Below are 24,189 nucleotides of genomic sequence, written 5' to 3'. Positions count from 1 at the left end.
CACGTGGTTTCCGGCGCCGGGGGCGGACGGGGCGTTGAGTGCGTCGGTCGGCCCGACAACCTGGCCGGCCCGGCTGACGGGGCCCTTGTTTCTGTCTTGGGCATATCGTTCACGCGGTGGCGTGCGCCCGCCTGTCACGACCCACCCTGTCGCCAGAACCGGAGCGGAGCCCCCTCTTCAAGGCCTCAAGGGCAGGGCCTCGGTGGATCCGGTGACCGGCTCGGGCCCTTGTGCGGCAGTCATGCGGCTCCGCCTGAGGCGTCTTCGGCGCCCGTCGCATCGTCCGGGCCGGCGTCCGCGGCCCGCGCAGATGAGTCGTGCGGTGCGTACGGCAGGGCCGCGCCGAACAATACGGTCTGCCGGGCCCGCGGATCGTCCGCGTCCCGTGCGGCGAGTTCGTCGGCCTTCCGGCTCAGGCAGGCCGTGAGTTCGGTGAGCGACTCGGGTGTCAGACGCAGGATCAGGTCGCTGATGCCGGAGCATTCCAGCCACGCGGCGTCGAGCCGTCCGTCCGCCATGTCCCGCTCGTGCCGGACGAGTGAACGCTCCAGGTGATCGACCTGGGCCCGCCGGGAGACACCGACCAGAGCCCGGGCGCCCGGCGAGGCGGCCATCGCGGTGTTGTTCCAGGCGGTGACGGCGTGCACCGAGCGCCAGCGGCGTTCCCGCCCGTCGCGGTGCTCGGCCTCGGCGACGAAGTCGTGCTTGGCCAGAACCCGCAGGTGATAACTGGTGGAGGCGGATGATTCGCCGGTTCTGACCGCGAGTTCACTGGCGGTGGCCGGACCGCCTTGCCGCAGCAGTCCGAGCAGCCGGATCCGTAACGGGTGGGTGAGGGCCTTCAGGGCGGCCGGGTGCTGTTCGGGATCGAGTAGGCGTTGGTGCTCTTCACTGACCATGCCCGGAGAGTAGAGCCGTCGGCAGCTTCTCCAAAGCTCTTTTTGCAGAAATTTCTTGGGAATATCCGGAGTCATAGTCTTCGGTCGGCGCCGTCCCACACGGCCCATGCCCGGACCCCTCGATTCGGCGCCAACCGGTCGAAGGCCACGGCGGCATCCAGCCGTACCGGAGCAGTTCTCCACCCCGACCGGCCCGGTGATGTCAGGCTCGGAAGATGAACTCCACTCCCCGCACGCGGGTCTCCTGGTGGCCCGTCACCCTGAGAACCCCCCGGCTGACCCTCCGGCCCGTCATCGCGGAGGACCTGCCCCCCATCGAGCGCCTGTGGCGGGACGAGGACGTCCGGCGCTACCTGGGCGGGCCGGTGGACGAGTCGAAGATCGTCACGCGTCGCGCCAGGCTGGCCGGCACACCGGGCGTGTTCACCATTGCCGGGCGGGGCGCGGAGGAGGTACTCGGACTGGTCACCATCGATCCCTGGTCGGCACGGGAAGGCACCGAAGTCTCCTACCTGCTGCTCCCGGAGCACTGGGGGCGCGGCGTGGGCCGGGAGGCGGTGGGCGCCGCGGTCGACTGGGCCCTGCGGTCCGTTCCCGGGACGGCCCAGGTGGTGGCCGTCACCCAGGCGGCGAACCGCATGTCCCGGCGGCTCCTGGAGGGCATCGGCATGCAACTGGTCGACCGCATCGTGGAGTACGGGGAGCAGCAGACCGTGTACCGGCGCCCCGCGGTGCCGACCCCCGCGGCAGGCGGCGGACCGGCCTGATTCCGGCGGCTGCGCGGACTGCCGTCGCGATACGCACGGCGGCTCAGCCGGTCGTAGGCCGGTCCCCCAGGGCCGTACGGACCGCCTTACTCCCCCGCGTACGCACGCCGGAGCGCGGCGACGTCGAACTTCGTCATGGAGAGCATCGCCTCCGTCGTGCGCTGTGCCTTCTCCGGGTCCGGATCGCCGATCATGTCGGTGAGGCCGGCGGGAATGACCTGCCAGGACACTCCGTACTTGTCCTTCAGCCAGCCACAGGCGACCCCTTGGCCGCCCTCGGTGAGCCGGTTCCAGTAGTAGTCCACCTCCTCCTGGTCCTTGCAGAAGATCTGGAACGAGATGGCCTCGTTGAAGGTGAACTGGGGCCCGCCGTTCAGGGCGACGAACTTCTGCCCGTTCACCTCGAACTCGACGGCCAGCACGGATCCGGCAGGGCCCGGCCCCGCCTCCGTGTAGCGGCCGACCTTGCCGCGCTTGGCGCCCGGGAAAATCGACATGTAGTGGTCGGCTGCTTCTTCGGCCTGCCCGTCGAACCACAGGCACGTGGTGAATCCATCAGTGGCCATCACTACCTCCTTGTCCGTGACGTCCTTACCCGCACCGGCCGGTCACGTGCGGCCGCCCCACCGGGCGGTGGGCTGGATGGCGGAGTGACCGGCACACCGGGGCGCGGCCCGGAGAGGCGGCCCGGTGCCGGTGTCCCCATGTCATCGAGGTCCGCCGAGAACAGCCCGGCGGCTCCGCCCCGGACGGACGCGTCCGCGGTCACGATGGAGCAGTGGCGCGAGGGCAGCCGACCGGGTCAGCGCTCCGGCAGCCGGTGGTGGGCGATGGCGGGCCGCCCGGCGAACTGGTCTTCGGATTCGTGGGATTACCCGCGACGGGACCGGGCAGACGACGTCTTGCAGATGCAAGACCGGGCCCCGAGCCGTCCTCGTCCATCCCCCCACCGTGGACGGTCCGGGGCCCGGACGCCCCTCCATGGGACACGTGAGGGTTCCATGGAGGTGACAGGCCCCGACCGCTGCCGGTCGGGGCCTCGCTCTTGTGCGCATCCCGAGCGGCACGGGCCACTCGGGACTCGCTCCTGGGCACACGCCGAGTGGCCCGTGCCCATGCTCCATGTGCCCGACGGTGCCCACGCTGCGGCACAACTGTCACGGCAGGTGCCGATGCGCTGCAGGCCCGCGGCTGCACCCCGAGTACCAGGGCGTGCGTACGCGACCGGGCCCTGTCGACGAGGGCACGTGGGATCAGGGCGTCTCTCCGGCGGGCTCTACGGGGCGCTCCACGGTGCGCGGGTGACGCGGAACGCCGGGCAGATGCTGTGCACCGCTCGTGTCCGCCGCCACGGGTGTGTCGACGTAGTAGTGGACCAGCTCGCGATGGAGCCGGAACCCCGAGGTCCAGGCCAGACCGCGGCTGGCCGTGTTGGACCGTCCGGCGGTCCAGGTGGGGGTCAACCCGCGGGCACCGAGATCCCGGCACAGCCCGGCGACGCAGGCTCGGGCGAGCCCCAGCCGCCGGTGGCTCTGCAGTGTCGCGACGCCCAGATCGGCATAGCGGCTGCCGAGGAAGTACGTTGCGGCGAGGGCCAGCAGCCGGCGCCCGGCGTCGAACGCTCCCCATGCGTGGCCCCCGGCCAGCAGCCGGTGCGCACTGCCCCAGGGAGCGGCGATCCAGTCGAGATCGGAGCCCGCCCCAAGAATCGCGGACGAGTCGGCCGGACCCAGTCGTCGCACCGTCAGTCCGGAGGGCGGCACCGGTAACTCCGATAACTCCGGTGAGGTTTCACTGAGCACGTACACCATGCGTTCCCAGGGGGTCAGCCGCCGGAAGGCCGCGCCGAGCAACGGGAGGAAGCGGTCCGGCGCATCGACGTAGGTCCCGTCCAACGGTGCCAGCAGCAGCGGGTCGAAGACCCGCGGGTCGCCGCGGAGCAGACAGTGATCGGCGGAACGGACGGCCAGGGCCCGAGGGGTGGCGAGCCGGTCGGCCCACCAGCGGCCCGCTCCGCCACGGACGATGATGTGCGGGGCGAGTGCGGCCGGTCCCGGCGGCTCCGGCACGAAGGACCCGGTCGAGGCCACGGCGCGGGCGGCCTGAGCGGGGGACAGTTCGATCACGGCGCGGAGGGTGCGGTGTGGGCGGTGTGAGCCGCCGCGGCCTCCGGGCGCTGCTGGAGGTGTTGTTCCGGCCCACCGCGATTCGGGGTGCTGTGTTCCGGCCCACCGTCCAGGAGCTGTCTGCCATGCATCGTGTGCTTCTCCCCTCTGCGCTGTTCACGCAGCCCGAAGGGGCGGGTGAACGCGCCGCGCGCCACCTCTCACACCCTTCGCTGGACAAGGGTGACGTATGGGGCGGCCGAATCCACGCATCTTCGATGCCCAAGTGAGGTCGTGCCGCGCCCTGTTCCCGCACAGCGAACCGGACTTCGGACAGCACTCCGGCGCCCGGGAAGGCGAGCAGCCTCGTGAACGTGGGACGGCACCGGAACCGGTGCCGCCCGGAACGGCTCAGTCGCGCCAGGCCCCCTGGGCGGCCGCTTCGGCGGCATAGGATTCGAAGTCCTTCGGTGGGCGTCCCGTGACCCGGAGGACCGCGTCATCGGTTCGGCCGTCGCCCGCGTCACGCAGTGCGGCGAAGGCCTCAGCCACGGCCTCGGCGTCGTCACGGGAGAGGCCCAGCGCCTCCTGTGCCGCGATGAAGTCGGCCGTCGCTCCCCGGAAGCGGACCGGACGGCCCGACACCCGGGCGATGGTCTCCGCGGCCTCGGCGAACGACAGCGCCCGCGGCCCGGTCACCTCGTAGGTCTGCCCGCTGTGGCCGTCCTCGGTGAGAGCCGCCACGGCGACGGCGGCGATGTCGTCGGCGTCCACGAACACCTGGCGGACGTCGCCCAGCGGCAGGGTGACCTCTCCGGCCCTGACCGCTTCGCGGAGGAAGCCCTCGTCGAAGTTCTGATTGAACCAGTCGGGGCGGACGACGGTCCAGGCGGCGCCGGACTCCCGCACGGTCCGCTCGGCGGCCATCAGGCGTTCGTCCCCCATGAGCTCGATCCCCCTGCTGGAGAGCAGGACGATGCGCTCCACTCCCTCGTCGACCGCACAGGCCACGAACGAGGCGTCGACGGGTACCCCGTCCGGCGCCATGAGGTACATCCGCCGGGCTCCCGCCACGACGGGTTTCCAGGTGCCGGGATCGGTCCAGTCGAAGGGAGTCCCACTGCTGCGCGACGCGGCGCGGACGGGCTGCCCCGCGGCCCTTAACCGCGCGGTGACCCGCCGGCCGGTGGAACCTGTCGCGCCGAGGACAAGAATCGGGTGCTCAGTCATGCGTGCCAGTGAAACACCCACCACTGACAACAGAGCCGAACCGTGCCGACCCCGGCCCCGCCGCCGGCCGGGTTCGCCCTTGCCGGTTGCCCGCCGGTTCCTCTTCGCTCCGCGGACCGTGCCGTGCCCTCGCCCATGGGCCGGCTCATGCCCTTGCCGATGGGCCGGCTCATGTCCTTGCCAATGGGCCAACTTCCCCGCATCCGGGGCTTGTCGTTTCCACCGGAGTTCCCCGGGAACCCGATTGTGTGCACGCACCACCGACATCCCCAGGTGCACCTGCACACCCGCCTGAGAGAGAGGAATGTTCATGCTTTTCCTCGTAGCCGCATTGATGCTGCTCGGGGTCTTCCTCGGCGCCGCGGTCCATATGCCGCTGCCGGTCGCACTGGCCATGGCCGCCGCCATCACCGGCTGGCTGGTCTTCTACGGGGTCCGCAAGCGGTACGCCCACGGTCGCCGAAGCTGACAGCCGACGCTTCCCCCGCCGTGACCACCGGCCTTCAAGGAGAGACGATGAGTGTCGAGACCCCTGTGCGCCCGCCCAAGAAGTCCCGCCGGAATGCCGACAGCATGGCTGTCGCCTCATTCGTCCTGGGTCTGATCGGACTGCTGGTCTTCAACGCGTTCCTCGGCCCCGCGGCACTCATTCTCGGCTGTCTGGCCCTCAACCGCGGTACCGGGCACCGGAACCGGGCCTACCTGGGGCTGTTCCTCGGCGTGGCCGACCTGGTCGTGCTCGCCGCGCTGACCGCGGCCGACAACACACTGATCTGGTGAACCATGTGGCCGCGCCCGCCTTCGCACCATGACCGCCGGGCCGCACCCATGACACGACGCCGGGCCGCAGTGGTGGGGCAATCCGTCACAGGACCGCCCCCACCGCTGCAGCCCCGTTCCACGTCAGCGGAACTCCGACGCTGCACATATATCGCGTTGTGGGCCCCAGGGCGCCGCCATAGGGTCGCCGACATGTCTCTACGTCTCCGTATGCGCCAAGCACTGCCGGAAGCGATGCGTGCCCGCGACAAGGCTTCGGTAAGTGCCCTGCGCGCAACACTTGCCGCCCTGGACAACGCCGAGGCGGTGCCCGTGGACGAAGCCGAGGTCCGCGGCCCGGCCCTTGAGCAGTCGCCGGTCGGTGCCGGGGCCACCGAAGCGGTACGGCGTGAGTTGAGCGAGTGCGATGTGGTGGATGTCGTGCGGGCCGAGATCACCGAACGACTGGACGTCACAGCTCAGTTGACCGCCCCCGCGCATGCCGACCGAGCCGCGCAGCTCCGCGCGGAGGCCGCCGTGCTGCTCCGCTTCCTCGACGGTCCCGGAACCGTGTAGGAGACGGCGTCTCCTCACCCCGAAGCACCGCGGGAGCAGCACCGGGAATCCCGGGCAGGTCGTGCCCCGGCCCACGGCCGGTGCGCTTCCCTGCCCGGACCGTTCTCCGGGCCTCAGCCGGCCTGTGCCGCATCCGCCGCAGCCAACAGAGCCCGTTCACGTTCCGGAGTGATCCCCCGGGCCTCGCGGCCGGTGCGCGTTTCGCCGAAGGCCTCGTCGAGGCCTTCTTCGCCGAACAGCCAGGTCGCGGTGTCGTGGATGGACTCGGCCACCGGACGGCAGCGCAGCCCGGCGGCGACGGCCTTGGCGGAGCTGGGCTTCCAGACGGCCGACAGGTCGCCCTTCTCCGGTGACCACAGCGGGAGTTCCGTCCAGACCGCCACCTCGTGCTCGGTGAGCACGGCGTCGTCCACCCACACCAGTTCGGCCTTGCCGCCGGTCTCCGCGACGCAGGCGCCCAGGAACTCCCCCCAGGTGGTGTTCGCCGGTGTGCCGCTGACCAGGTAGTCCCCGGAGTCCTCGGCTTCGATCCGGTCCAGTCCGAAGATCGCCAGATCGCGGGCGTCGATCAGCTGCACCTCCCGCTCGGGGCTGCCCGGAGCCACCATCCGGCCGCCTTCCGCGGCGCGCCGGAGCCACCAGGTGAGCCGACGGGCCCGGTCGTGCGGCCCGATGATCAGGCCCGGTTCCACGATCAGAGTGCGCCCCGGAAAGCCCTGCTCGACCGCCATCTCGCAGCCGACCTTCAGCTTGCCGTAGTCCCCGTCGTCCGGACCCGCGTCCGGACTGCTCTCGTGACGCGGTGACGTCTCGTCCACCGGCTCCGCGGGCCACCCCGGGCGGGCGTTGATGGAGGAGATGAAGAGATATGTCGACGCCGACCCGGCCAGCGCCTTGACCGACGCCCCGACCACCCGGGGTACGTAGCCGCAGACATCGACGATCGCGTCCCAGGGGCCCGCCTCGGCGAGCCGTGCGAGATCGGCCTCGTTCTCGCGGTCACCGCGGACCGCGTGCACTCCCTCCGGGTCCGACTGCGTCCTGCCCCGGTTGAACGTCGTCACCTCCCATCCCCGCCGCAGCGCTTCCTGCACGAACGTCCGCCCCAGGAATACCGATCCACCGATCACCAGAAGTCTCATGCGGCAGAGTCTGCGCCGCTGCCGTCCGTTGCGGTGGGGAAATATGCCGTGGGCAGACGCATTGTGCCGACGGCGAAACGCCGGGCCTCCGACCCACGGGGCAGCGGGCGGGTGGCCCTCCCGGCAGCGGCACCGGCTCACCGTCGCCGGACCACTGCCATACAACCCCCGGAGCCACTGCCCCACACGAACACCGGAGCCACTGCCACACGCGAATTCGGTGGCACCGCAGGACCCCATTGAGGAGGCTGGCGCCATGGCCACCTTCCTGGAGACCGACCGGCTGGTCCTGTACGGCTTCACCGAGCTCCGGATGGAGTGGGTGACGGCCAACACGATGGCCGTCAACACCTGTTCCCGCTGCGTCATGGAGAAGGCCGGCCCGACCTTCGTCCGCGCCTTCGCCGGGGACTGGCCCGAGCCCATCACGGGATCCGAGCACGGAGAAGTCGAGTACGCCCTGACCAGGGCGGAGTGGCAACGGCAGGCGTCATCGCCGGACCCAGCACCCCCGAGCGGCGCCGAGCGGACGCCAGGGCCTCCGGAGCGGAATCCCGCAGCGGACGCACCGAACTCCACAGCGGAGGGCGACCGATGACCCCGACCGTACGGCCGTACGTGGGCGCGCCGGATCTGCGCGTCCTGCAGGAGCTCACCCAGCGGGTGTGGTCGCCCGCCACCGCCCATCACATCGGTGACCTCGCCTGGGGCCGGTTCCTGGCCGGCCGGGCGGCAGCGGACTGGCCCCTGGCCGTCTGGGAGAGCGACGGCCGGACACGCGCCTGGGCCTGGGCACACTTCCCGGACGGCCTCGGACTCCAGGTCGACCCGGAGCACCCGGAACTGTTCGACGCGGCGCTCTCCTGGTTCGGCACCGTCGCCGACGGCCGTCCCTGCGAGATCGACGCACTGGACACCGAGCCGGCGCTCCGCGCGGCGCTGCTGCGTCACGGATACCGGCAACAGCGGGGCAGGCCGCACTTCACCACCCATCTCCGGTCCCTGACCGCACCGCAGTCGCCCGGTCAGTCGCCGACCGGCAGTTCACTCGCTGTCACACCGCCCACCGAACCGGCGTCCACAGACCTGTCGTCCGCCGACGGCCTGCCGGCGCCTGTGCTCCCGGACGGCTTCAGCGTCCGTGCGCTGCGCGGCCTGCCGGATCTGGACCGGCGTGTCGCCGTTCAGCGGGCCGCCTGGAACTCCGCTCGGGTCACTGCCGGTTCCTACCGGGACGTCATGGCCGCCTGGCCCTACCGGCCGGATCTGGACTGGGTCGTCGAGGCCCCCGACGGCCGCTTCGTCGCCAACTGCCTCATCTGGTACGACGACGTGCACCGGGCCGGGCTCATCGAACCCGTCGGCACCCATCCGGAATTCCGCCGCCGCGGGCTGGCCAGGGCCGTCTGCCTGGCCGCCCTCCACGCGCTTCGGGCCATGGGCGGGACACAGGCGATCGTCCGTCCCCGGGGGGACGCCGACTACCCGGTCCCCCAGGCGCTCTACCGAAGCATCGGCTTCCGCCCCGTCGCCCGCACGCACACCTACCGCCGCCCCGGCACGCACCGCTAGCTTCAACGCCGGTCACACACCTGGCGTCATGTGGGGCACGGACCTCGACCGGCCGCGCCACGCCTCGGTGCCCCACAGCACGTCCACGACCGCGCCGATCAGCACTTCTCATCGGCGTGCCCCCGTACCTCCGGCGCCCCCGGGCGGCCCCGGCCCCAGGTGGCGCAGGGCCCCCTGCCCCAGAAACCCCGGGCCCGGCACTCCGGCCCATCAGACACCCCGCAACTCCGTAACGGCTCCCCGCGCCCCAATGGTAGCCTCGATCCTGACTGAAATTTCAGTCAGGATTTCGGTCACGATGCTCAAGAAACGATCACTCGGTGTGGGGAGAGAGTCATGAAGCACCTGCGACGCAGGTCACTGATGCGGTCGGGCGCGGCGGCCCTGCTGGGCGGTGCCGGGCTGGCGGCATGTGCGAGCGGTCCGGAGGCAAAGGCGGGGACCCAGGACATGTCGGCACCACGGCGCGGCACCTGGCGCATGCCGGCGGAATCGGCCGAGCACGCACGGACCTTCCTGGCCTGGCCGCCGCGGGACTCCGTGTGGGAGGAGTACGCCGAGGACGCGCAGCGGGACATCGCCGGGATCGCCCGCGCCCTCGCCGACTTCGAACCGGTCACCCTCCTGGCCGCCCCCGGGGAACTGAAAGCGGCCCGGCGGGCCTGTGGTGCGGATGTCGAGATCCTTCCCGTTCCGGTGGACGACCTCTGGATACGCGACAGCGGCCCCACCTTCGTCGCCGGCGCCAAAGGCCTGGAGGCGATCGACTTCCACTTCAACGGCTGGGGCGGAAAGCAGGAGCACCGGAGGGACGCCCGGGTGGCCCGCGGCATTCTGCAGCGCCACCGCGTTCCGCGGATCGACGCACAGCTGACCGCGGAGGGCGGTGCGCTCGAGGTCGACGGGCACGGCACCCTGCTGGCGACCGAGAGCTCGCTGGTCAACGCCAACCGCAACCCCGGCATGTCCCGCGACGCCGTCGAGGCGGAGCTGAAGAGGCTGCTCGGCGTGACCGAGGTGATCTGGCTGCCGGGGGTCCGGGGCCGGGACATCACCGACTACCACATCGACGCGCTGGCCCGGTTCTGCGAGGACGGCAAGCTCCTCCTGTCGCGCCCGCCGGAGAACGGTGCCGCCGTCTGGAGGCGGGCCTACGAGACGTCCCGGCGCATCCTGGAGAAGGCCACCGACGCCCGGGGCCGGCAACTGGAGATCATCGACCTGCCCGAGGCGGACCCCTCCCGCCTCGGGCGACGCGGACCGGAGTTCCTGGGCGGCTATGCCAACTACTACGTCGCCAACGGGGCGGTGCTGGTCCCCCGCTTCGGTGACCGGAAGTCCGACCGGAACGCCGCCTCCCTCATCGGTGAGCTCCACCCGGGGCGCGAGGTCGTGCCCGTGGAGATCCCGATGATCGCCGAGGGGGGCGGCGGGATCCACTGCTCCACCCAGCAGCAGCCCGCACCCTGAGCCTGCGTCGGCTCAGGGCTCGTTCGGATCGGGCCGGATCCGAACGCCGGACGCCGGACGCCGGACGCCGGACGCCGGACGCCCAAGGGTGGGCCCGCCTGCCGCTCGCTCCGGCAGGCGGGCCACGCCGCGGCACATCCTGCTCCCGGCGCGCCGGCCCGGACCGTCACCGACCACAACGCTCGCCCCGAACGCGGTTCACAGCCGGGCCCGCCGCCGTCCCCCGGCTACCGCCGCGCGCGCAGCGCGTACAGCAGCGGGATGCGTGGCGAGGTGTCGGGAAGCCGCCACCAACCGCTCGCGGTACGGACCATCTCCGGCCAGCGGGGCCAGGGCAGTTCCTCGCTCTCGCGGAGACCGGTGATCCGCAGCCCCGCTCGGGTCAGGGCACCGATCACCTCGCCGAGCCCGTGCATCCACTCGAAGCACTCGGTCGCCCCCTGCACAGCGGGGCCGTCGGTGTAGGTGCGGGTGGCGTCGCGGCGCACCGGGCCGCGGCCCTCCAGATAGTCGTGGCGCAGCAGCAGTTCGTTCCCCTCGCCGTCGCCGGGGGTGGGGCCCAGGGCGTTGAGCACGGGGTGGAACTCCACGAGGTACAACTGGCCGCCGGGGCGCAGCAGTCCGGCGATCCGCTCGGCCCAGCCGTCGAGGTCCGGGAGGTAGCACAGGGCTCCCTTTCCGGTGTAGACGAGATCGAAGCGGCGCTCGCCGAGGGCGTCCGCGGCGTCGTACACGTTGGCGCGGAGGTATTCGACATGCACTCCGGTGCGGGCGGCGAGATCCGCGGCCGCGGCGACCGACGCTCCGGAGATGTCGAGGCCGACGGTGCGTGCTCCCCGTTCGGCGAAGGCGATGGTCTCGGTGCCGAGATGGCATTGCAGGTGGAGTACGTCGCGCCCGGAGAGGTCCCCGAGGTCCTCCCATTCGTACGGAGCGAACCAGCGTGACGCGTCGGGAGATCCGGGTTCGGCCAGGCCGTAGAACCGGCTGGCGAGGTGGACGGGGGTGCGGGCGTCCCAGTTGGCCCGGTTGGCCTCCATCATCCCCCAGGCCGTGGGGCCGAACTCCTCGGTTGACTCAGTCATGGATCCATCCAACCCCGGATGCCGCTTGTGCGGGTGCCGCCCCGGGAAGGCGCCGCACGGATCGGCCACCATGGCCGGAACGGAGTGCCGCGCCCGATCACCACGTGGCCTCCGATGCTCCCGGGCAACCTCGGCCCGGCCCCCGGTGCGAGATCGCCCTGGCGGCCAACTGCCCCGGATCCGGCTCCGGTTACGGGGTGGCGTGCCACCCTCCCGACATCCGCCGCTTGCCCGTAGCATGCGTGGACCGTTCCGCCGCCGTGCGGCGGAACGTGCCCCTCAGCCATCGGCCACCGACATTCACGGAGACTTCGCGACGGCGTTTCCCCACCGCGACCGATAGTTCTTGATCACCTGGCGACACTGCCCGCCTCGCCCCACTCCGGAACCTCGAGGAGTCAGCCCTATGACCGCCATGAACCGTCGACGATTCATGCAGCTCGCCGGCGGCACCGCCGCCATGTCCGCGCTGTCCGGCAGTATTGCCCGGGCGGCGGAGATTCCGGCACATCGCCGCACGGGCACCCTGCGGGACGTCGAGCACATCGTGGTGCTGATGCAGGAGAATCGTTCCTTCGATCACTACTTCGGCTCCCTGCGCGGTGTCCGCGGCTTCGGCGACCCCCGGCCGGTGACGCTCCCCAGCGGGAAGCCGGTCTGGTACCAGTCCGACGGCTCGAAGGACGTGCTGCCGTTCCGCCCCGACGCGGAGGACCTCGGGCTGCAGTTCCTCGCGGGGCTCGACCACGAGTGGAACGGCGGCCACGCCGCCTGGAACAAGGGCGCGTACGACCAGTGGGTGCCCGCCAAGACCGCCACCACGATGTCGTATCTCACCCGTGAGGACATCCCGTTCCACTACGCGCTGGCCGACGCGTTCACGATCTGCGACGCCTACCACTGTTCGCTGATGGGTCCCACGGACCCGAACCGTTACTACATGTTCACCGGCTTCACGGGCAACGACGGCAGCGGCGGCGGCCCGGTCATCACCAACGCCGAGCTCGGCTACTCCTGGACCACCTACCCCGAGCGCCTGGAGAAGGCCGGAATCTCGTGGAAGGTCTACCAGGACATCGGCGACGGTCTCGACGCCAAGGGCTCCTGGGGCTGGACCAAGGACGCCTACATCGGCAACTACGGCGACAACTCGCTGCTGTACTTCAACCCCTACCGCAACGCCGAGCCCGGCAGCCCGCTCCACGACAAGGCGCGCACGGGCACCAACGCCAAGAAGGGCGAGGGCTACTTCGACCTCCTCAAGGCCGATGTGCAGGCCGGGAAACTCCCCCAGGTCTCCTGGATCGCCGCCCCGGAGGCCTTCTCCGAGCACCCGAACTGGCCGGTCAACTACGGCGCCTGGTACATCTCCCAGGTGCTGGACGCCCTCACGTCGAACCCGGACGTGTGGAGCAGGACGGCCCTGTTCATCACCTACGACGAGAACGACGGCTACTTCGACCACATCGTTCCGCCGTACCCGCCGGCGTCGGCCGCGCAGGGGCAGTCGACCGCGGACACCACCACGGAGCACTTCACCCCCTCCGGCGGCGAGGACCACATGGCCGCCCCCTACGGTCTGGGCCAGCGCGTCCCGATGCTGGTCGTCTCGCCCTGGAGCACCGGCGGCTGGGTCAATTCCCAGGTCTTCGACCACACCTCGATCGTGCGGTTCATGGAGCGGCGCTTCGGCGTCCACGAGCCGAACATCTCCCCCTGGCGCCGCACCGTCTGCGGCGACCTGACCACGGCCTTCGACTTCGCACGCAGCGACGCCTCGATGCCCGGCCTGCCCGGCACCGACGGGTACATCCCCCCGGACCACGACCGGCACGACGACTACGTGCCCACTCCCCCGGCGGATCCGAAGCTGCCGCGGCAGGAGCCCGGACTGCGCCGCGCCCGGCCGCTGCCGTACGACCTCGCCGTCGACGCCGAGCGGCAGAAGGACGCCAGCAGGCTCCAGGTCGACTTCGCCAACCACGGCGAGGCGGGAGCGAGCCTGCACATCACCTCGACGACGCGCACGGACGGGCCGTGGACCTACACCGTCGGAGCGGGCAAGCGGCTCTCCGACAGCTGGGCCATCCCCGCGGACGACGAGGGCACGTACGACCTCTCGGTGCACGGGCCGAACGGGTTCCTGCGCCGTTTCCGGGGGCACGGCGGCGCGCGGCACCTGGAGGTGAGCGCCCGGCACGACTCCGACCGCGGCCGGGTCCGGCTGATCCTCACCAACGAGGGCAGCACGACCGTCGGCGTCACCGTCCGGGACGCGCACGGCGCGGAGCACCCGGCCCGCTACCGGCTGAGCCCCGGTGAGCGCCGTGTCCACGTCGCGGATCCCCGCCGCAGCCACGGCTGGTACGACCTGTCCGTGGTCTCGGACCGGGACAGCGTCTTCCTGCGCCGCCTCGCCGGCCATGTGGAGACCGGCCGCCCCGGGACGAGCGAACCGGCCGTCTCCCGGAAGGCCGACGGCTGACCACTGCCGCACTCGGCACCACTTCACCCGGTCCGACGGACCGGTGGCGGCCCGGGCCTCTTCCCCGGGCCGCCACCCGGCCGGGCCGCGGGTGCGGGCGGGGCGTTCGGTCCCGGGTGTTCAGAACGGGCCGTGCAGCTCGCCGAGCCGCTCCGTGAGCCGCAGGTTCTCCGCGTAGTTCACCGGGCAGGCGACGACGGTGACGGTGTCCCGCGCGAGGGCGTCACGCAGGACGGGCAGCAGTTCGCCCGCCGCTTCGATCCGGTGAGCGCGGGCGCCGAAACTCTCGGCGTAGGCCACCAGGTCCGGATTGGTGAACCGGGTGTGGCTGTGCCGGCCCAGTTCGAGCTCCATCTTCCAGGTGATGAGCCCGTACTCCCCGTCCACCAGCACCAGGACCACCAGCGGGATCCGCTCGCGCACCGCGGTCTCCAGCTCCTGCGAGTTCATCAGGAACGATCCGTCGCCCATCATCGCCAGCACCCGCCGCTCGGGGCGGGCGAGCTTGGCGCCGATGGCGCCCGGCAGCGCGAACCCCATGGTCGACAGGCCGTTGGACAACAGACAGGTGTCCGGCGCGTAGGTGGGGTAGAGCCGGGCCATCCACATCTTCCCCGCACCGGTGTCGGCCAGGACGATGTCCTCCCGGCCCAGCGCCGACCGCACATCCGCGACCACCCGCTGCGGCACCAGGGGGCAGGCGTCGTTGCCTCGGCCGTACTCCAGCTCGTCGGCGAGGAGCGACCGGATGTGATCCCCCGCCGCGTCCCGCTCGAACCGCCGCGGCACCGCTGCCGCGAGGGCGTTCAGCGCCTGGGCGATGTCCCCCTCGACGCCGACCGCCACCGGGTAGTGCGCATCGACCTCGGCCGGGAACCGGTGCAGATGCAGGATGCGCTTGTCCGTCCGCGGGTTGATCTTGGCTGGATCGAATTCCTGGAGTTCGTAGCCCACGCAGATCAGGACATCGGCCGAGTCGAAGCCGAAGTTGACGTAGTCGTGGCGCATGAAACCGACCGCGCCGAGGGCCTGCGGATGGTCGTCGGGGAAGACCCCCTTCCCGTGGAACGTGGTGGCCACCCGCACACCCAGCTGTTCGGCGAACCGGACGAGCGCCTCACCGGCCCCGGCCCGCGCGGCGCCGTGTCCCGCCAGCACGACCGGGTGACGGGCCCCGGCCAGCACCTCGGCCGCACGGGCGATCTGTGCCGCGGACGGGGCATCGGCCCGGACGGTGTCCACCGGCAGCGGGCCGAGGGGCTCGGTGAGCCGAGCTCCCTCGATGTCCTCGGGCACCGCCAGGAAGACGGCCCCCGGACGTTCGCGCTGCGCGGTCTTGAACGCCTTGCGCACCATCTCCGGCACCGCCTCCGGGACCTGCACCCGTGCCGACCACCGGGTGACCGGGGCGAACATCGGCACCAGATCGATCACCTGGTGGGACTCCTTGTGCGTACGCCCGAGGGCCCCCTGCGCCGCCAGCGCGACCAGCGGCGCGCTGTTGGTCACGGCATCCGCCGCGCCCAGCAGCAGATTGATGGCCCCGGGCCCCAGCGTCGCGGAACACACCCCGGCCCGCCCGGTGAGCCGTCCGTACATCTCGGCCATGAACGAGGCGCCCTGCTCATGGCGGACCAGCACGAACCGGATGGCGGAACCCGCCAGGGCATCGACGAAGCGGATGTTCTCCTCGCCCGGAATCCCGAAGACGTACTCGACTCCTTCGGCTTCCAGGCAGCGCACCAGCAGATGGGCCACATCCTCCCCGGGGCCCTCGGCGGGACGACGGCCGGTCGCGGGATGGGTGTTCATGACCCGAGCGTAAGCACGCCCCCACCCGCTGTCGCGGCGACCGGCACCCGGACCGGCCCGGCTCCGGTCCGGGCATCCACGACGGCCGGCCGGCTACGGCTTCACCGCGATGCGGCCCTCGTCCATGCGCAACAGCAGCAGCCGCGCCCCGGTCTTCTCCAGGAACTCGTCGACCGCCTCACGGGAGCCCTGCCACCAGCCGTAGTCGTCGATGAGCAGGACACCACCGCTCACCAGGCGCGGGTACAGGTACTCCAGCTCATGACGGGTCGAGGCGTACCAGTCCGTGTCCAGCCGCAGCACCGCGATCTCCTCCGGCGCGCCGGCCGGGATCGTGTCCTCCACCCGGCCGGGCACATAGTGGACCCGGTCCTCGGGGTACGGGATCTGCGCCATGCCCTCCTGCACGTCCTCCAGCGTGGCGACGGCCCAGATGGGGTGGTCCTTGCTGCGGCGGGACAGCAGGTCGGAGGCCATTTCGCCGTCGCGGCGCCGGTCCTTCTCCGTGGGCGGCGGCATGCCTTCGAAGGTGTCGAAGAGATAGAGGTCCCGGCTGGTGTCGCCGATCGACACAAGGGTGCGGGCCACCGCCTGCATGCTGCCGCCGCGCCAGACGCCGCACTCGACGACCGCTCCCGGCAGGCCGTGGCGGCTGACGTAACGGGTCGCGAGCACCAGCGCGTTCAGCCGTTCGGGTGAGGTCATGGTGTACGGCCGCACCGCATGGATGGTCCGGCGCGCCTCGTCGTCGTAGTCGGCCGGCAGGCCCGCCTTGGCCTTGGCGGGGGGAGCCGGTGGCGGAACCGGGCGACGCAGTTCGTAGCCCGTCAGCCGCTCCAGTGATCGGTTCGCTCTCTGTCTCCAGCCCATGCCCACGAACGTAATGCCGTGTGCCGCGCCGCGCGCGGTGAGCGGCGGGCATCCGGGCCCGGTCGCCGGGCAGCCGGTCGCCGGCGCCGCCCGTCGGCGCACCGGTGACGCGGTCGGCTGATCCGGTGGTCGGGTGATGTTCCCTTCAGGTGATCGGGTCGTGCGGTGATCGGCTGGTCCGGTCGTCGGGTGGTGGGCCGATCCGGTCGTCGGGTCGTGTGCTGATGCGGTGGTGGGCCGATCCGGTCATCGGAGCCCTCGGGCACTGGCGCGGCGGACGGTGAGCAGCGCACTGCGCGCACTCGCGTCGGCAGCGCGATCAGCACCAATGCGTCTCTGCCGGGAGCCGCGCCCTCCGGCACTCGGGTCCTCAAGGGGCGTCAGTTCGCCCGCGCGGCTGCCCATGTCCCTCCGGCGTCCGGAGCCCCCGGAAGGATTCGAATCCCTGTCACCTCGGCGCATCCGCCTTTCCGTCAATAAAGAGAAATGTCCGACACTCTCCACGGAAATCGAAGGGTGGTGACGGGCCGTACTGCGGCGCGCCGAATAGAAAAGCCGCATTACGCGGTCGGGCGCCCGGCCGGGGATACACTGACCGGGACCACCCGAATCCGGGCCCCGCACACCGGGGTTCGGATCGTGGGGAGCGGCCCGTCCGCGCCGACGCGTATACACCTCCGTGAGCTGCGATGACCCATCGAGCAGCCCGGATGAGCGTCGCCCGCCCCCGGTACCGCACTCCCCGGAACCGGCCGCGGAATCACCTCTCCGGAGAGGCAACGGAGAAAGCCGGACGCTCGGCTCCCACAAGAATCCGCTGACCCGGTCGGCGGTCCACCGCATTCTCACGCTCTACCCACTGAGGTTCTCTGGCACATCAGCAACACGCCACGGAAGGCGGCCGCTATGTCCAACTCCCGGGATCTCCTGAAGTCTCGTAAGGGAAGCCGCGTCGGGCATCGGCCCGAATGGCTCCGGACCGCCGGACTGCAACTGCCGGATCTGGCCTGGCACGCCGCCCGCGGTGCCGCCTACGCCGCCGGGAGTGCCGCCTTCAGCCTCCTCGTCGTCTGGTGGCAGTCCCGGCACTGAACCCAGGCGGGCGACGCTCCCTGTGCCCCCACCTCAACCCGGCAGAGGGGCTTCGAGTTCCGTCAGCTCCTCCGTGCTCAGCTCGAGGTCCGTGGCCTTGGCCGAGTCGGTGATGGAGGTCGGGCGGCCGGCGCCCGGTACCGGGATCACTGCCGGGGAGCGGGCGAGCAGCCAGGCCAGGGCGATCTGCTGCGGGCTGACGCCGCGGTCGTCCGCAATGCGGTGGAAGGCGGTGCCGGCCGAGGTGGTGCCGGAGGGGCCGTCGAGGGAACTGCGTGAGATGCCGCCCAGCGGGCTCCAGGGCAGGAAGGCCAGGCCCAGTCGGGTGCTCAGCCGCAGCTCGGGCTCGCTGTCGCGCACGGCGGGCGAGTACTGGTTCTGCACGGAGACGAGCCCGTCGCCGAGGATCGCATGTGCTTCGCGGATCTGTTCGGTGGTGACGTTGGAGATGCCGGCGGCGCGGATCGTGCCGGCGTCGAGCAGCTCGCGCAGCGCGCCGACGGACTCCGCCCAGGGAACCTCGGGGTCCGGCTTGTGCAGCTGGTACAGGCCGATCGCCTCGACGCCCAGGCGCTTGGCGGAGGCCTTCGCTGCCTGCTCGAGATGTTCCGGGGTGGCGGTGACGGTCCAGCTGCCGTCGCCGGGTCGGCCGCGGCCACCCTTCGTGGCGACCAGGACGCCGGAGGTGTCGCCGCCGTAGCGGGCGAGGGCGCGGGCGATCAGCAGCTCGTTGTGGCCGACCTCGCCGGCGTGCCAGTGGTAGCTGTCGGCGGTGTCGATGAGCGTGACACCCGCGTCGAGGGCGGCGTGGATCGTGGCGATGGCCCGCGTCTCGTCCGGGCGGTGCTCGATGGACAGCGGCATGGCGCCCAGGCCGATGGCACTGACGGCGGTGTCTGCAAGGGGGCGGCGCTGCACGGTGGCCTCTGTTCCTCAGGCGGTGGGTGGCGGCTCGGTGGTGAGGGCTTCGGGGAGAAGCGCCGGGCATGCGGTCGGTGGCGCGGGAGAAGGAGGAACCCAGCTCCTTCGCACGGGCGTTGCTCATGGCGTAGTGGCGGTCGAAGGAGAACGGCGAAGCCTCCTCGCCCGCCGGGGCGGTGCGGTGGACGGGCTCCCGGCCGACCTGCGCGGCGGACTTCCGCCAATGACACAGATCTTCGGCATGCCCCCATCCTGGACACCTATCGTCATCAGCAGAAGTGCCGACTTGCTGGAAACCCCCTAAGGAAAACTGTTGATCGATGTGCAGCGGCTCCGCGTCCTGCGGGCGGTGGCGGAGCACGGCAGCTTCAACCGGGCGGCCGCTGCCCTGCGCCTCACGCCCTCGGCCGTCTCCCAGCACGTGGCCACCCTGGAACGCAGCCTCGGCGCCCAGGTCGTCGCCCGCAGCACCCGTGGCGTCACCCTCACCCCGGCCGGTCGGATCATGGTCGGTGCCGCCGAATCCGTCGCCGCCGAGCTCGAACACGCACAACAGCAGGTCGACCGACTCAGCACGGGCCGCGTGCAGCTCACCCTCGCCACCTTCACCAGCGGCGGCCGGCTCCTGCTGCCCGGCGCCCTCACCCGGCTCATGGCAGCCCATCCCCGCACCGTGCTCCACCTCAGGGAAGGCGAGCCCGAGGAGGTCCTGCCGCTCGTCCGCCAGGGCACCGTGGACGTCGCGCTCGCCTACCACTTCGACGGCCCGCTGCCGCTCGGGCCGGGTCCCGGCTCCCAGCTGGAGTGGACACCGCTCCTGGAGGACCCCCTGCACGTCGTCCTGCCGGAGCGGCACCGGCTTGCCGACAGCGACGAGCTCGACCTCGCCGCCCTGGCAGCCGAGCCCTGGGTGCTCGGCTGTCTGAAGACCGAGGTGTACCTGCGCCGCTACGCCGAGCGCGCCGGCTTTGCTCCGGACGTGCGCGGCACCACCACCGACTACTTCTTCGCACGCTCGCTCGTCGCAGCAGGCATGGGAGTCTCCTTGATCCCCTCCATTGCGCTCGCCCCGGAGATCCCTGGCCTTCGCGTTGTCCCGGTCAAGCCGCCGGGGCCGGTCCGGCACATCGGGATCGCCGCCATCGGCCGAAGGGACCGGCCCCACGTGACGACACTCGTCCGAGCCCTTCGTGAGCAGGCGGTGCGGCAGCACGAGGGCTTGTCCGGCAAACCCGGGGCCAGGACCGGCGCCTGACCGAGCTCCCCGGCTTCCGGAAACGCGCTGGGAGCATTCGGCCTTCGAGGCGTGCGCCGCCCGGGACCCGGAACGAGCCGTGCACCGGTTGAACCAGGAAGGGGAGACCCCCGCGGGCTTGACCGGCCAGGCGTTCACCGAGCCGGAGCCGGCTGCCGGGGCGCCACCGCTCCGAGCGTCCAGGGCGCGGTGCGGCCGTTCCCGTCAGGCCGTCAGCTCCGTGGCCGTCACGGCGCGCAGGCCGCGTCGGTGCAGGCCGTCGAGCAGGGCGGGCATGGCCGCGACGGTTCCCGCGTGTCCCAGGTGCAGGCTCACCACCGACCCCGGCCGGATCCCGTCCAGCACGGTGCGGACCACCGCCGCGGAGCCGGGGTCGGTGTGGTCGCGGGAGTCGAGGTCGTAGGCGAGACAGTGCGGGTAGCCGGCGCGACGGGCGAGACGGCGGACCAGCGGGGTGGCCAGCCGCGCCCGGGACGGCCGGAACCAGGCGCCGACTGATCCGGTGAGCCGGCGCAGCCGCTCGGCGCACGCGGTGATCTCGGCATGGGCGGCATCGGCGGGCAGTGAGCAGATGTCCAGGTGGTGCTGGGTGTGGTTGCCGAGTTCGTGCCCGCCGTCCAGCACGCGGCGCGCCAGCTGGGGGTACGCGTCGAGCCAGGTCCCCACGGCACACACGGTCAGCCGCGCCCCGGCCCGCTCCGCTTCCGCCAGCAACGCTTCGGCCAGGGCCGGGTCGCCCTGGCCGTGAAAGGTCAGGGCCACGCGGGGACGGTCGCGCGGCCCGTGCTCGACCTGCCCGGGCAGCCGCGGTGCCGCGGCACGGGACGGCGTGGGGGCGGTGTAGGGCGGGCCCGGGCTGTTCTGGCTGCTCCGCGGCGGGCGGCTGTCGGTGCAGCCCGCGGCGAGCACGCCCGCGGCGGCGGCTCGCAGAGCGCCGCGCCGGTCCAGTGGGGTCACAAGGTCATTGAAGGACACCTGCGCGGCGCTGGAGACGATTGATCCGTTCTGCGGCGTTCTGCGTGTCCGCCGGCGGGGGCGGGCTCCCGGGCGGGCTCCCGGGCGCGGGCGCGGTCGCGGTCACGGCAAGGCTCTCGGACTGCGGTTTGCCCGGTAGCGGAGTCGACGGGCAGGTGTCCGGTCTCCGTCAGTCGGGCGGGCCGAGTTCCACGACGATCGCTCCGCGCAGCAGGTTGCGGACCCGCTCCAGGGAAGCCGAGCCGCTGAGCCACCGCTCGCTCAGGCCCTCCACCATCGCGGTCAGGCGCTCCGCGGCGTCGCCTGCCACCACGTCCGCGCGGACCGTTCCGCCCTCCTGGGCAGAGCGGATGAGGTCAGCGGCGTACTCGTTCCACTCCTCCGTGGAGGCCCGGAGCTGTTCCCGCAGTTCCGGGTCGAACACCGCGGTGGCCCGCACCTCGCCCCAGGCCGTGCTGTTCTCCACCACCTCGGGTGCGTCCTGGAGTTCCAGGAGCAGCATCTGTTCGAGGTGGGCGCGCGGGTCGGTGTCCGGGCAGGCGGCCGGCTCGGTGTACCGCTCGGCCCGTTCGTTGATGTGGTCCAGCGTCCGGCGCATCAGCCCGGCGCGGTCGCCGAAGTGGTAGTAGATCAGCGCGGTGGAGACCCCGGCCTCCTCGGCCAGTTCCTCCACGCGCAGGCCCCGGATGCCGCGGCGTGCGATGACGCGGACGGCGGCTTGCAGGATCATCGTTCGGCGCTCGGACACGCCCTCACCGTACCGGCGAGGTCCGGATGTCCTGACACCGCCCCGGGGCGGGATCGCGATATCCGTCACGGCCTCTCATGACCGGACATGGGGACAGCGGTGGATCCGGCGCGGGCGCGCGAGGGGAACCGTTGTGCGAGGCTGCGCGTCCGTTGGGGCATGCCCGCGCTCATCGCTCCCCTGCGGCAGCTGTTGCTCTTCGCCTGGCTGGAGACCCGTTGCTGCGGGTTCGCCATCGCCCTGCTGTCCGGTGTCGCACTGTCGACCGCCCTGCCGCACCTGCCCGTGGCCCGCTACGACCTGCTGCTGGTGTACGGGGTCCTGCTGACCGTGGTGTTCCGGCTCTGCGGGTGGGAGTCCGGGCGGGATCTCGCGGTGATCGCCGTGTGCCACGCGGTGGGGCTGGCGTTCGAGCTGGTGAAGGTCTCCCTCGGGTCCTGGAGCTATCCGGAGCCCGCGGTGCTGAAACTGGCCGGTGTGCCCCTGTACGGAGGGTTCCTGTACGCCGCGGTCGGCAGCTATGTCTGCCGTGCGTGGCACGTGCTGGAGCTCGGTCTGGTCCGGTACCGGCGCGGGGCGACGACGGTGGTGGCCGCGGCCATCTACGGGAACTTCTTCAGCCATCACTGGCTGCCCGACCTGCGCTGGGTGCTGGCCGCGGCACTCCTGGCCGCGACGGCCGGGACGCAGGTGCGGTTCACCGTGGGCAGCCGGCGCCGGAGCATGCCGCTGGCGCTCGGCTTCGCGCTGATCGGCTTCTTCCTGTGGGTGGCGGAGAACATCGCCACCTACCTGGGTGCCTGGCGGTACCCGTATCAGATGGATGCCTGGCAGCCGGTTTCCTGGCAGAAGATCGCCGCCTGGGGACTGCTCATCAGTGTGACGTTCGTGCTGGTGGAGTGGACCCGGAGGGACCGGAGCGGCGGTACGGGCACGGGCTCACAGGGGCTGCGCCGGATCGTGGGCCGGCTGACCCGGCGGCCCCGTGCCGGTGCTGATGCCGTGTGACGCTCGCCGGCTCCCGGGGACTCGCCTGAGGCCCGGGGCCGCGGCGGTGGTTCAACACCGCTCCAGGGGCCGGGCCGCGCCCGTCCTCGTGAGCCCGGACCGGCGGCCGGGCCCACGGAGGAACGGCACGACTCAGGAGCTGAGCTTCCAGATGGCGTGGGCGATCGCGTCGGTGTTGGTGTCGAGCGCCTTGTCGTCGACGTTGGAGGCGTCGTCGCAGGCCTGGTGGTAGCAGGGGTCGAAGGCCTCGCCGGCCTTGCCGCCCCAGTCCTTGGCCTGCTTCTCCGTCTTCTTGTAGTCCGCGCCCGAGAACAGCCCGCCGACCTTCACGCCCTTGTCCTTGAACGGGGCGTGGTCGGAACGGCCGTCGCTCTCGTCCTCGTGCGCGGTCTCGATCTTCTTCTCCGCGTACCAGTCGGTGAAGACCTTCTCGAGCTGCGGGTCGTCGTCGTAGACGAAGTAGCCCGGGTTGGGCGAACCGATCATGTCGAAGTTCAGGTACGCGTCGATCTTCGACACGTCGCCGGAGTCCAGGCTGTCGACGTAGTGCGAGGAGCCGATCATGCCGTCCTCCTCGGCGCCCCACCAGGCGAACCGGAGGTGCTTGGTGGGCTTGAGGTCGGCCTTGGCCACCGCGAGCGCGACCTCCAGAATGCCGGCCGAGCCGGACCCGTTGTCGTTGATGCCGGGGCCGTCGCTGATGGAGTCGACGTGCGAGCCGGCCATCACCACCTTGTCGGCACTGCCGCCCGGCCAGTCGGCTATGAGGTTGTAGCCCTTGGCGCCGTTGTGGTCGAACTCCTGGAGCTTCGTGGTGAATCCGGCCTTGTCCAGCTTGCCCTTGAGGAACTCCACGGACGCCTTGTGACCGGGCCGGCCGTGGGCGCGGTTGCCGCCGTTGGCCTCGGCGATCTTCTGGAGCTCGGCAAGATCGGCCTTGACGTTCTTGACGTCGATGTCGGGTGCGGCCTTGGGGGCGGCACCGATGGTCGCCTGGGCTCCGCCTGCCGTGCTGATCAGCCCTGCGGCGAGGACGGTGCAGGCGCCGGCGGCGAGCATGCCGCGGCGCAGAGGTGTTGCAGTGAACACTGTTGGCTCCTGAAGTGGGGGGTTGGAGCTGAGCAGTTGATGAGATCAAGAGATTGACGGCCTCTGCGTCAATCGTCAAGAGCGAATACCGAACGCGGAGTTCCCACCAGCGGACATCCGGCCATGTCGCGGCTGAAAGGCATGCGGTGAACCCTGCGCCGGATCGCCGCTGCGCACCGGGCCTGCGGCGGAGCAGGACCGGGCGGAGTGGGATCGGACACATCGACCGGCGGGCGGTGACGCGGGGCGACCGAGAACTCCCGGACGCCGAGCACGACGCGCATCAGCGGGAGCGGCCTCGGGCTGCCACTGATGGGGTGCTCCGCACG

At 71.5% G+C, this 24,189-nt stretch carries 22 protein-coding genes and 1 pseudogene; 11 read left to right on the top strand and 12 right to left on the bottom strand.

The window, feature by feature from the left end; genetic code table 11:
* Positions 1-239: 239 nt before the first annotated feature.
* Entirely contained in the window at positions 240-899 is a 660-nt protein-coding gene (locus AC3EQ1_RS06155; RefSeq protein ID WP_432093242.1) for a helix-turn-helix domain-containing protein, read from the bottom strand.
* 215 nt (positions 900-1,114) lie between these two features.
* Here AC3EQ1_RS06155 and AC3EQ1_RS06150 point away from each other — a divergent pair, with 215 nt between their 5' ends.
* Complete coding sequence (locus tag AC3EQ1_RS06150) at positions 1,115-1,666, top strand: GNAT family N-acetyltransferase (RefSeq protein ID WP_432093241.1); 552 nt, start codon at positions 1,115-1,117, stop codon at positions 1,664-1,666.
* An 86-nt stretch (positions 1,667-1,752) separates the two neighbouring features.
* On the opposite strand, the gene AC3EQ1_RS06145 is transcribed toward AC3EQ1_RS06150, so the two are convergent.
* From AC3EQ1_RS06145 to AC3EQ1_RS06135, 3 genes are all read right to left on the bottom strand, one after another.
* Entirely contained in the window at positions 1,753-2,232 is a 480-nt protein-coding gene (locus tag AC3EQ1_RS06145; RefSeq protein WP_432093240.1) for a VOC family protein, read from the bottom strand.
* A gap of 687 nt (positions 2,233-2,919) precedes the next feature.
* On the bottom strand, positions 2,920-3,792 hold the full coding sequence (locus tag AC3EQ1_RS06140; RefSeq protein ID WP_432093239.1) for a GNAT family N-acetyltransferase: 873 nt from the start codon (positions 3,790-3,792) through the stop codon (positions 2,920-2,922).
* Between the two features lie 390 nt (positions 3,793-4,182).
* A complete protein-coding gene (locus tag AC3EQ1_RS06135) occupies positions 4,183-5,001 on the bottom strand; it encodes an NAD(P)H-binding protein (RefSeq protein ID WP_432093238.1) in 819 nt (272 codons plus the stop codon).
* A 310-nt stretch (positions 5,002-5,311) separates the two neighbouring features.
* Here AC3EQ1_RS06135 and AC3EQ1_RS06130 point away from each other — a divergent pair, with 310 nt between their 5' ends.
* The 3 genes from AC3EQ1_RS06130 (at position 5,312) to AC3EQ1_RS06120 (ending at position 6,336) form a co-directional block, all read left to right on the top strand.
* Positions 5,312-5,470: a hypothetical protein gene (locus AC3EQ1_RS06130; RefSeq protein WP_388858634.1), complete on the top strand. Its 159-nt coding sequence runs from the start codon at positions 5,312-5,314 to the stop codon at positions 5,468-5,470.
* Positions 5,471-5,517: 47 nt separating this feature from the next.
* Positions 5,518-5,781: a DUF4190 domain-containing protein gene (locus AC3EQ1_RS06125; RefSeq protein WP_432093237.1), complete on the top strand. Its 264-nt coding sequence runs from the start codon at positions 5,518-5,520 to the stop codon at positions 5,779-5,781.
* A gap of 234 nt (positions 5,782-6,015) precedes the next feature.
* On the top strand, positions 6,016-6,336 hold the full coding sequence (locus tag AC3EQ1_RS06120; RefSeq protein ID WP_432093362.1) for a GatB/YqeY domain-containing protein: 321 nt from the start codon (positions 6,016-6,018) through the stop codon (positions 6,334-6,336).
* Between the two features lie 113 nt (positions 6,337-6,449).
* Here AC3EQ1_RS06120 and AC3EQ1_RS06115 read toward each other — a convergent pair whose 3' ends face one another.
* Positions 6,450-7,478, bottom strand: a complete 1,029-nt coding sequence (locus tag AC3EQ1_RS06115) for an NAD-dependent epimerase/dehydratase family protein (protein ID WP_432093236.1) — start codon at positions 7,476-7,478, stop codon at positions 6,450-6,452.
* 283 nt (positions 7,479-7,761) lie between these two features.
* Between AC3EQ1_RS06115 and AC3EQ1_RS06110 the strand changes: the two are divergent.
* The 3 genes and pseudogenes from AC3EQ1_RS06110 to AC3EQ1_RS06100 form a co-directional block, all read left to right on the top strand.
* Positions 7,762-7,968, top strand: a pseudogene (locus AC3EQ1_RS06110) (GNAT family N-acetyltransferase); the annotation flags it as partial.
* Between the two features lie 104 nt (positions 7,969-8,072).
* Complete coding sequence (locus AC3EQ1_RS06105) at positions 8,073-9,050, top strand: GNAT family N-acetyltransferase (protein WP_432093235.1); 978 nt, start codon at positions 8,073-8,075, stop codon at positions 9,048-9,050.
* Between the two features lie 336 nt (positions 9,051-9,386).
* Positions 9,387-10,520 carry an agmatine deiminase family protein gene (locus AC3EQ1_RS06100; RefSeq protein ID WP_432093234.1) on the top strand — a complete coding sequence of 378 codons (1,134 nt, stop codon included), beginning with the start codon at positions 9,387-9,389 and terminating at the stop codon, positions 10,518-10,520.
* A 227-nt stretch (positions 10,521-10,747) separates the two neighbouring features.
* Here the strand turns inward: AC3EQ1_RS06100 and AC3EQ1_RS06095 are convergent, their stop codons facing one another.
* Positions 10,748-11,605, bottom strand: coding sequence for a class I SAM-dependent methyltransferase (locus AC3EQ1_RS06095; RefSeq protein ID WP_432093233.1), 858 nt, complete (start codon positions 11,603-11,605; stop codon positions 10,748-10,750).
* A gap of 406 nt (positions 11,606-12,011) precedes the next feature.
* On the opposite strand from AC3EQ1_RS06095, the gene AC3EQ1_RS06090 reads away from it, so the two are divergent.
* Positions 12,012-14,090 (top strand): phosphocholine-specific phospholipase C, encoded by a 2,079-nt coding sequence (locus AC3EQ1_RS06090; RefSeq protein WP_432093232.1) that lies wholly within the window; start codon positions 12,012-12,014, stop codon positions 14,088-14,090.
* Positions 14,091-14,210: 120 nt separating this feature from the next.
* Here the strand turns inward: AC3EQ1_RS06090 and AC3EQ1_RS06085 are convergent, their stop codons facing one another.
* Together AC3EQ1_RS06085 and AC3EQ1_RS06080 are read right to left on the bottom strand one after the other, a co-directional pair.
* Positions 14,211-15,902: an acetolactate synthase large subunit gene (locus AC3EQ1_RS06085; RefSeq protein ID WP_432093231.1), complete on the bottom strand. Its 1,692-nt coding sequence runs from the start codon at positions 15,900-15,902 to the stop codon at positions 14,211-14,213.
* Positions 15,903-15,995: 93 nt separating this feature from the next.
* Positions 15,996-16,772, bottom strand: coding sequence for a TylF/MycF/NovP-related O-methyltransferase (locus AC3EQ1_RS06080; RefSeq protein WP_432093230.1), 777 nt, complete (start codon positions 16,770-16,772; stop codon positions 15,996-15,998).
* 906 nt (positions 16,773-17,678) lie between these two features.
* Here AC3EQ1_RS06080 and AC3EQ1_RS06075 point away from each other — a divergent pair.
* Positions 17,679-17,864 (top strand): hypothetical protein, encoded by a 186-nt coding sequence (locus tag AC3EQ1_RS06075; RefSeq protein WP_432093229.1) that lies wholly within the window; start codon positions 17,679-17,681, stop codon positions 17,862-17,864.
* Between the two features lie 33 nt (positions 17,865-17,897).
* Here AC3EQ1_RS06075 and AC3EQ1_RS06070 read toward each other — a convergent pair whose 3' ends face one another.
* Complete coding sequence (locus AC3EQ1_RS06070; protein WP_432093228.1) at positions 17,898-18,782, bottom strand: aldo/keto reductase; 885 nt, start codon at positions 18,780-18,782, stop codon at positions 17,898-17,900.
* Between the two features lie 316 nt (positions 18,783-19,098).
* On the opposite strand from AC3EQ1_RS06070, the gene AC3EQ1_RS06065 reads away from it, so the two are divergent.
* Entirely contained in the window at positions 19,099-20,040 is a 942-nt protein-coding gene (locus tag AC3EQ1_RS06065) for a LysR family transcriptional regulator (protein ID WP_432093227.1), read from the top strand.
* A gap of 204 nt (positions 20,041-20,244) precedes the next feature.
* Here AC3EQ1_RS06065 and AC3EQ1_RS06060 read toward each other — a convergent pair whose 3' ends face one another.
* A complete protein-coding gene (locus AC3EQ1_RS06060) occupies positions 20,245-20,997 on the bottom strand; it encodes a polysaccharide deacetylase family protein (protein WP_432093226.1) in 753 nt (250 codons plus the stop codon).
* Positions 20,998-21,184: 187 nt separating this feature from the next.
* Positions 21,185-21,763: a TetR/AcrR family transcriptional regulator gene (locus AC3EQ1_RS06055; protein WP_432093225.1), complete on the bottom strand. Its 579-nt coding sequence runs from the start codon at positions 21,761-21,763 to the stop codon at positions 21,185-21,187.
* A 159-nt stretch (positions 21,764-21,922) separates the two neighbouring features.
* On the opposite strand from AC3EQ1_RS06055, the gene AC3EQ1_RS06050 reads away from it, so the two are divergent.
* Positions 21,923-22,771, top strand: a complete 849-nt coding sequence (locus tag AC3EQ1_RS06050) for a DUF817 domain-containing protein (RefSeq protein ID WP_432093224.1) — start codon at positions 21,923-21,925, stop codon at positions 22,769-22,771.
* Positions 22,772-22,903: 132 nt separating this feature from the next.
* Here AC3EQ1_RS06050 and AC3EQ1_RS06045 read toward each other — a convergent pair whose 3' ends face one another.
* Positions 22,904-23,830 carry a M28 family metallopeptidase gene (locus tag AC3EQ1_RS06045; RefSeq protein ID WP_432093361.1) on the bottom strand — a complete coding sequence of 309 codons (927 nt, stop codon included), beginning with the start codon at positions 23,828-23,830 and terminating at the stop codon, positions 22,904-22,906.
* Positions 23,831-24,189: the final 359 nt, after the last annotated feature.

Source organism: Streptomyces sp. bgisy100, from assembly GCF_057709105.1.
This window is presented reverse-complemented; position numbering and strand designations above follow the sequence as displayed.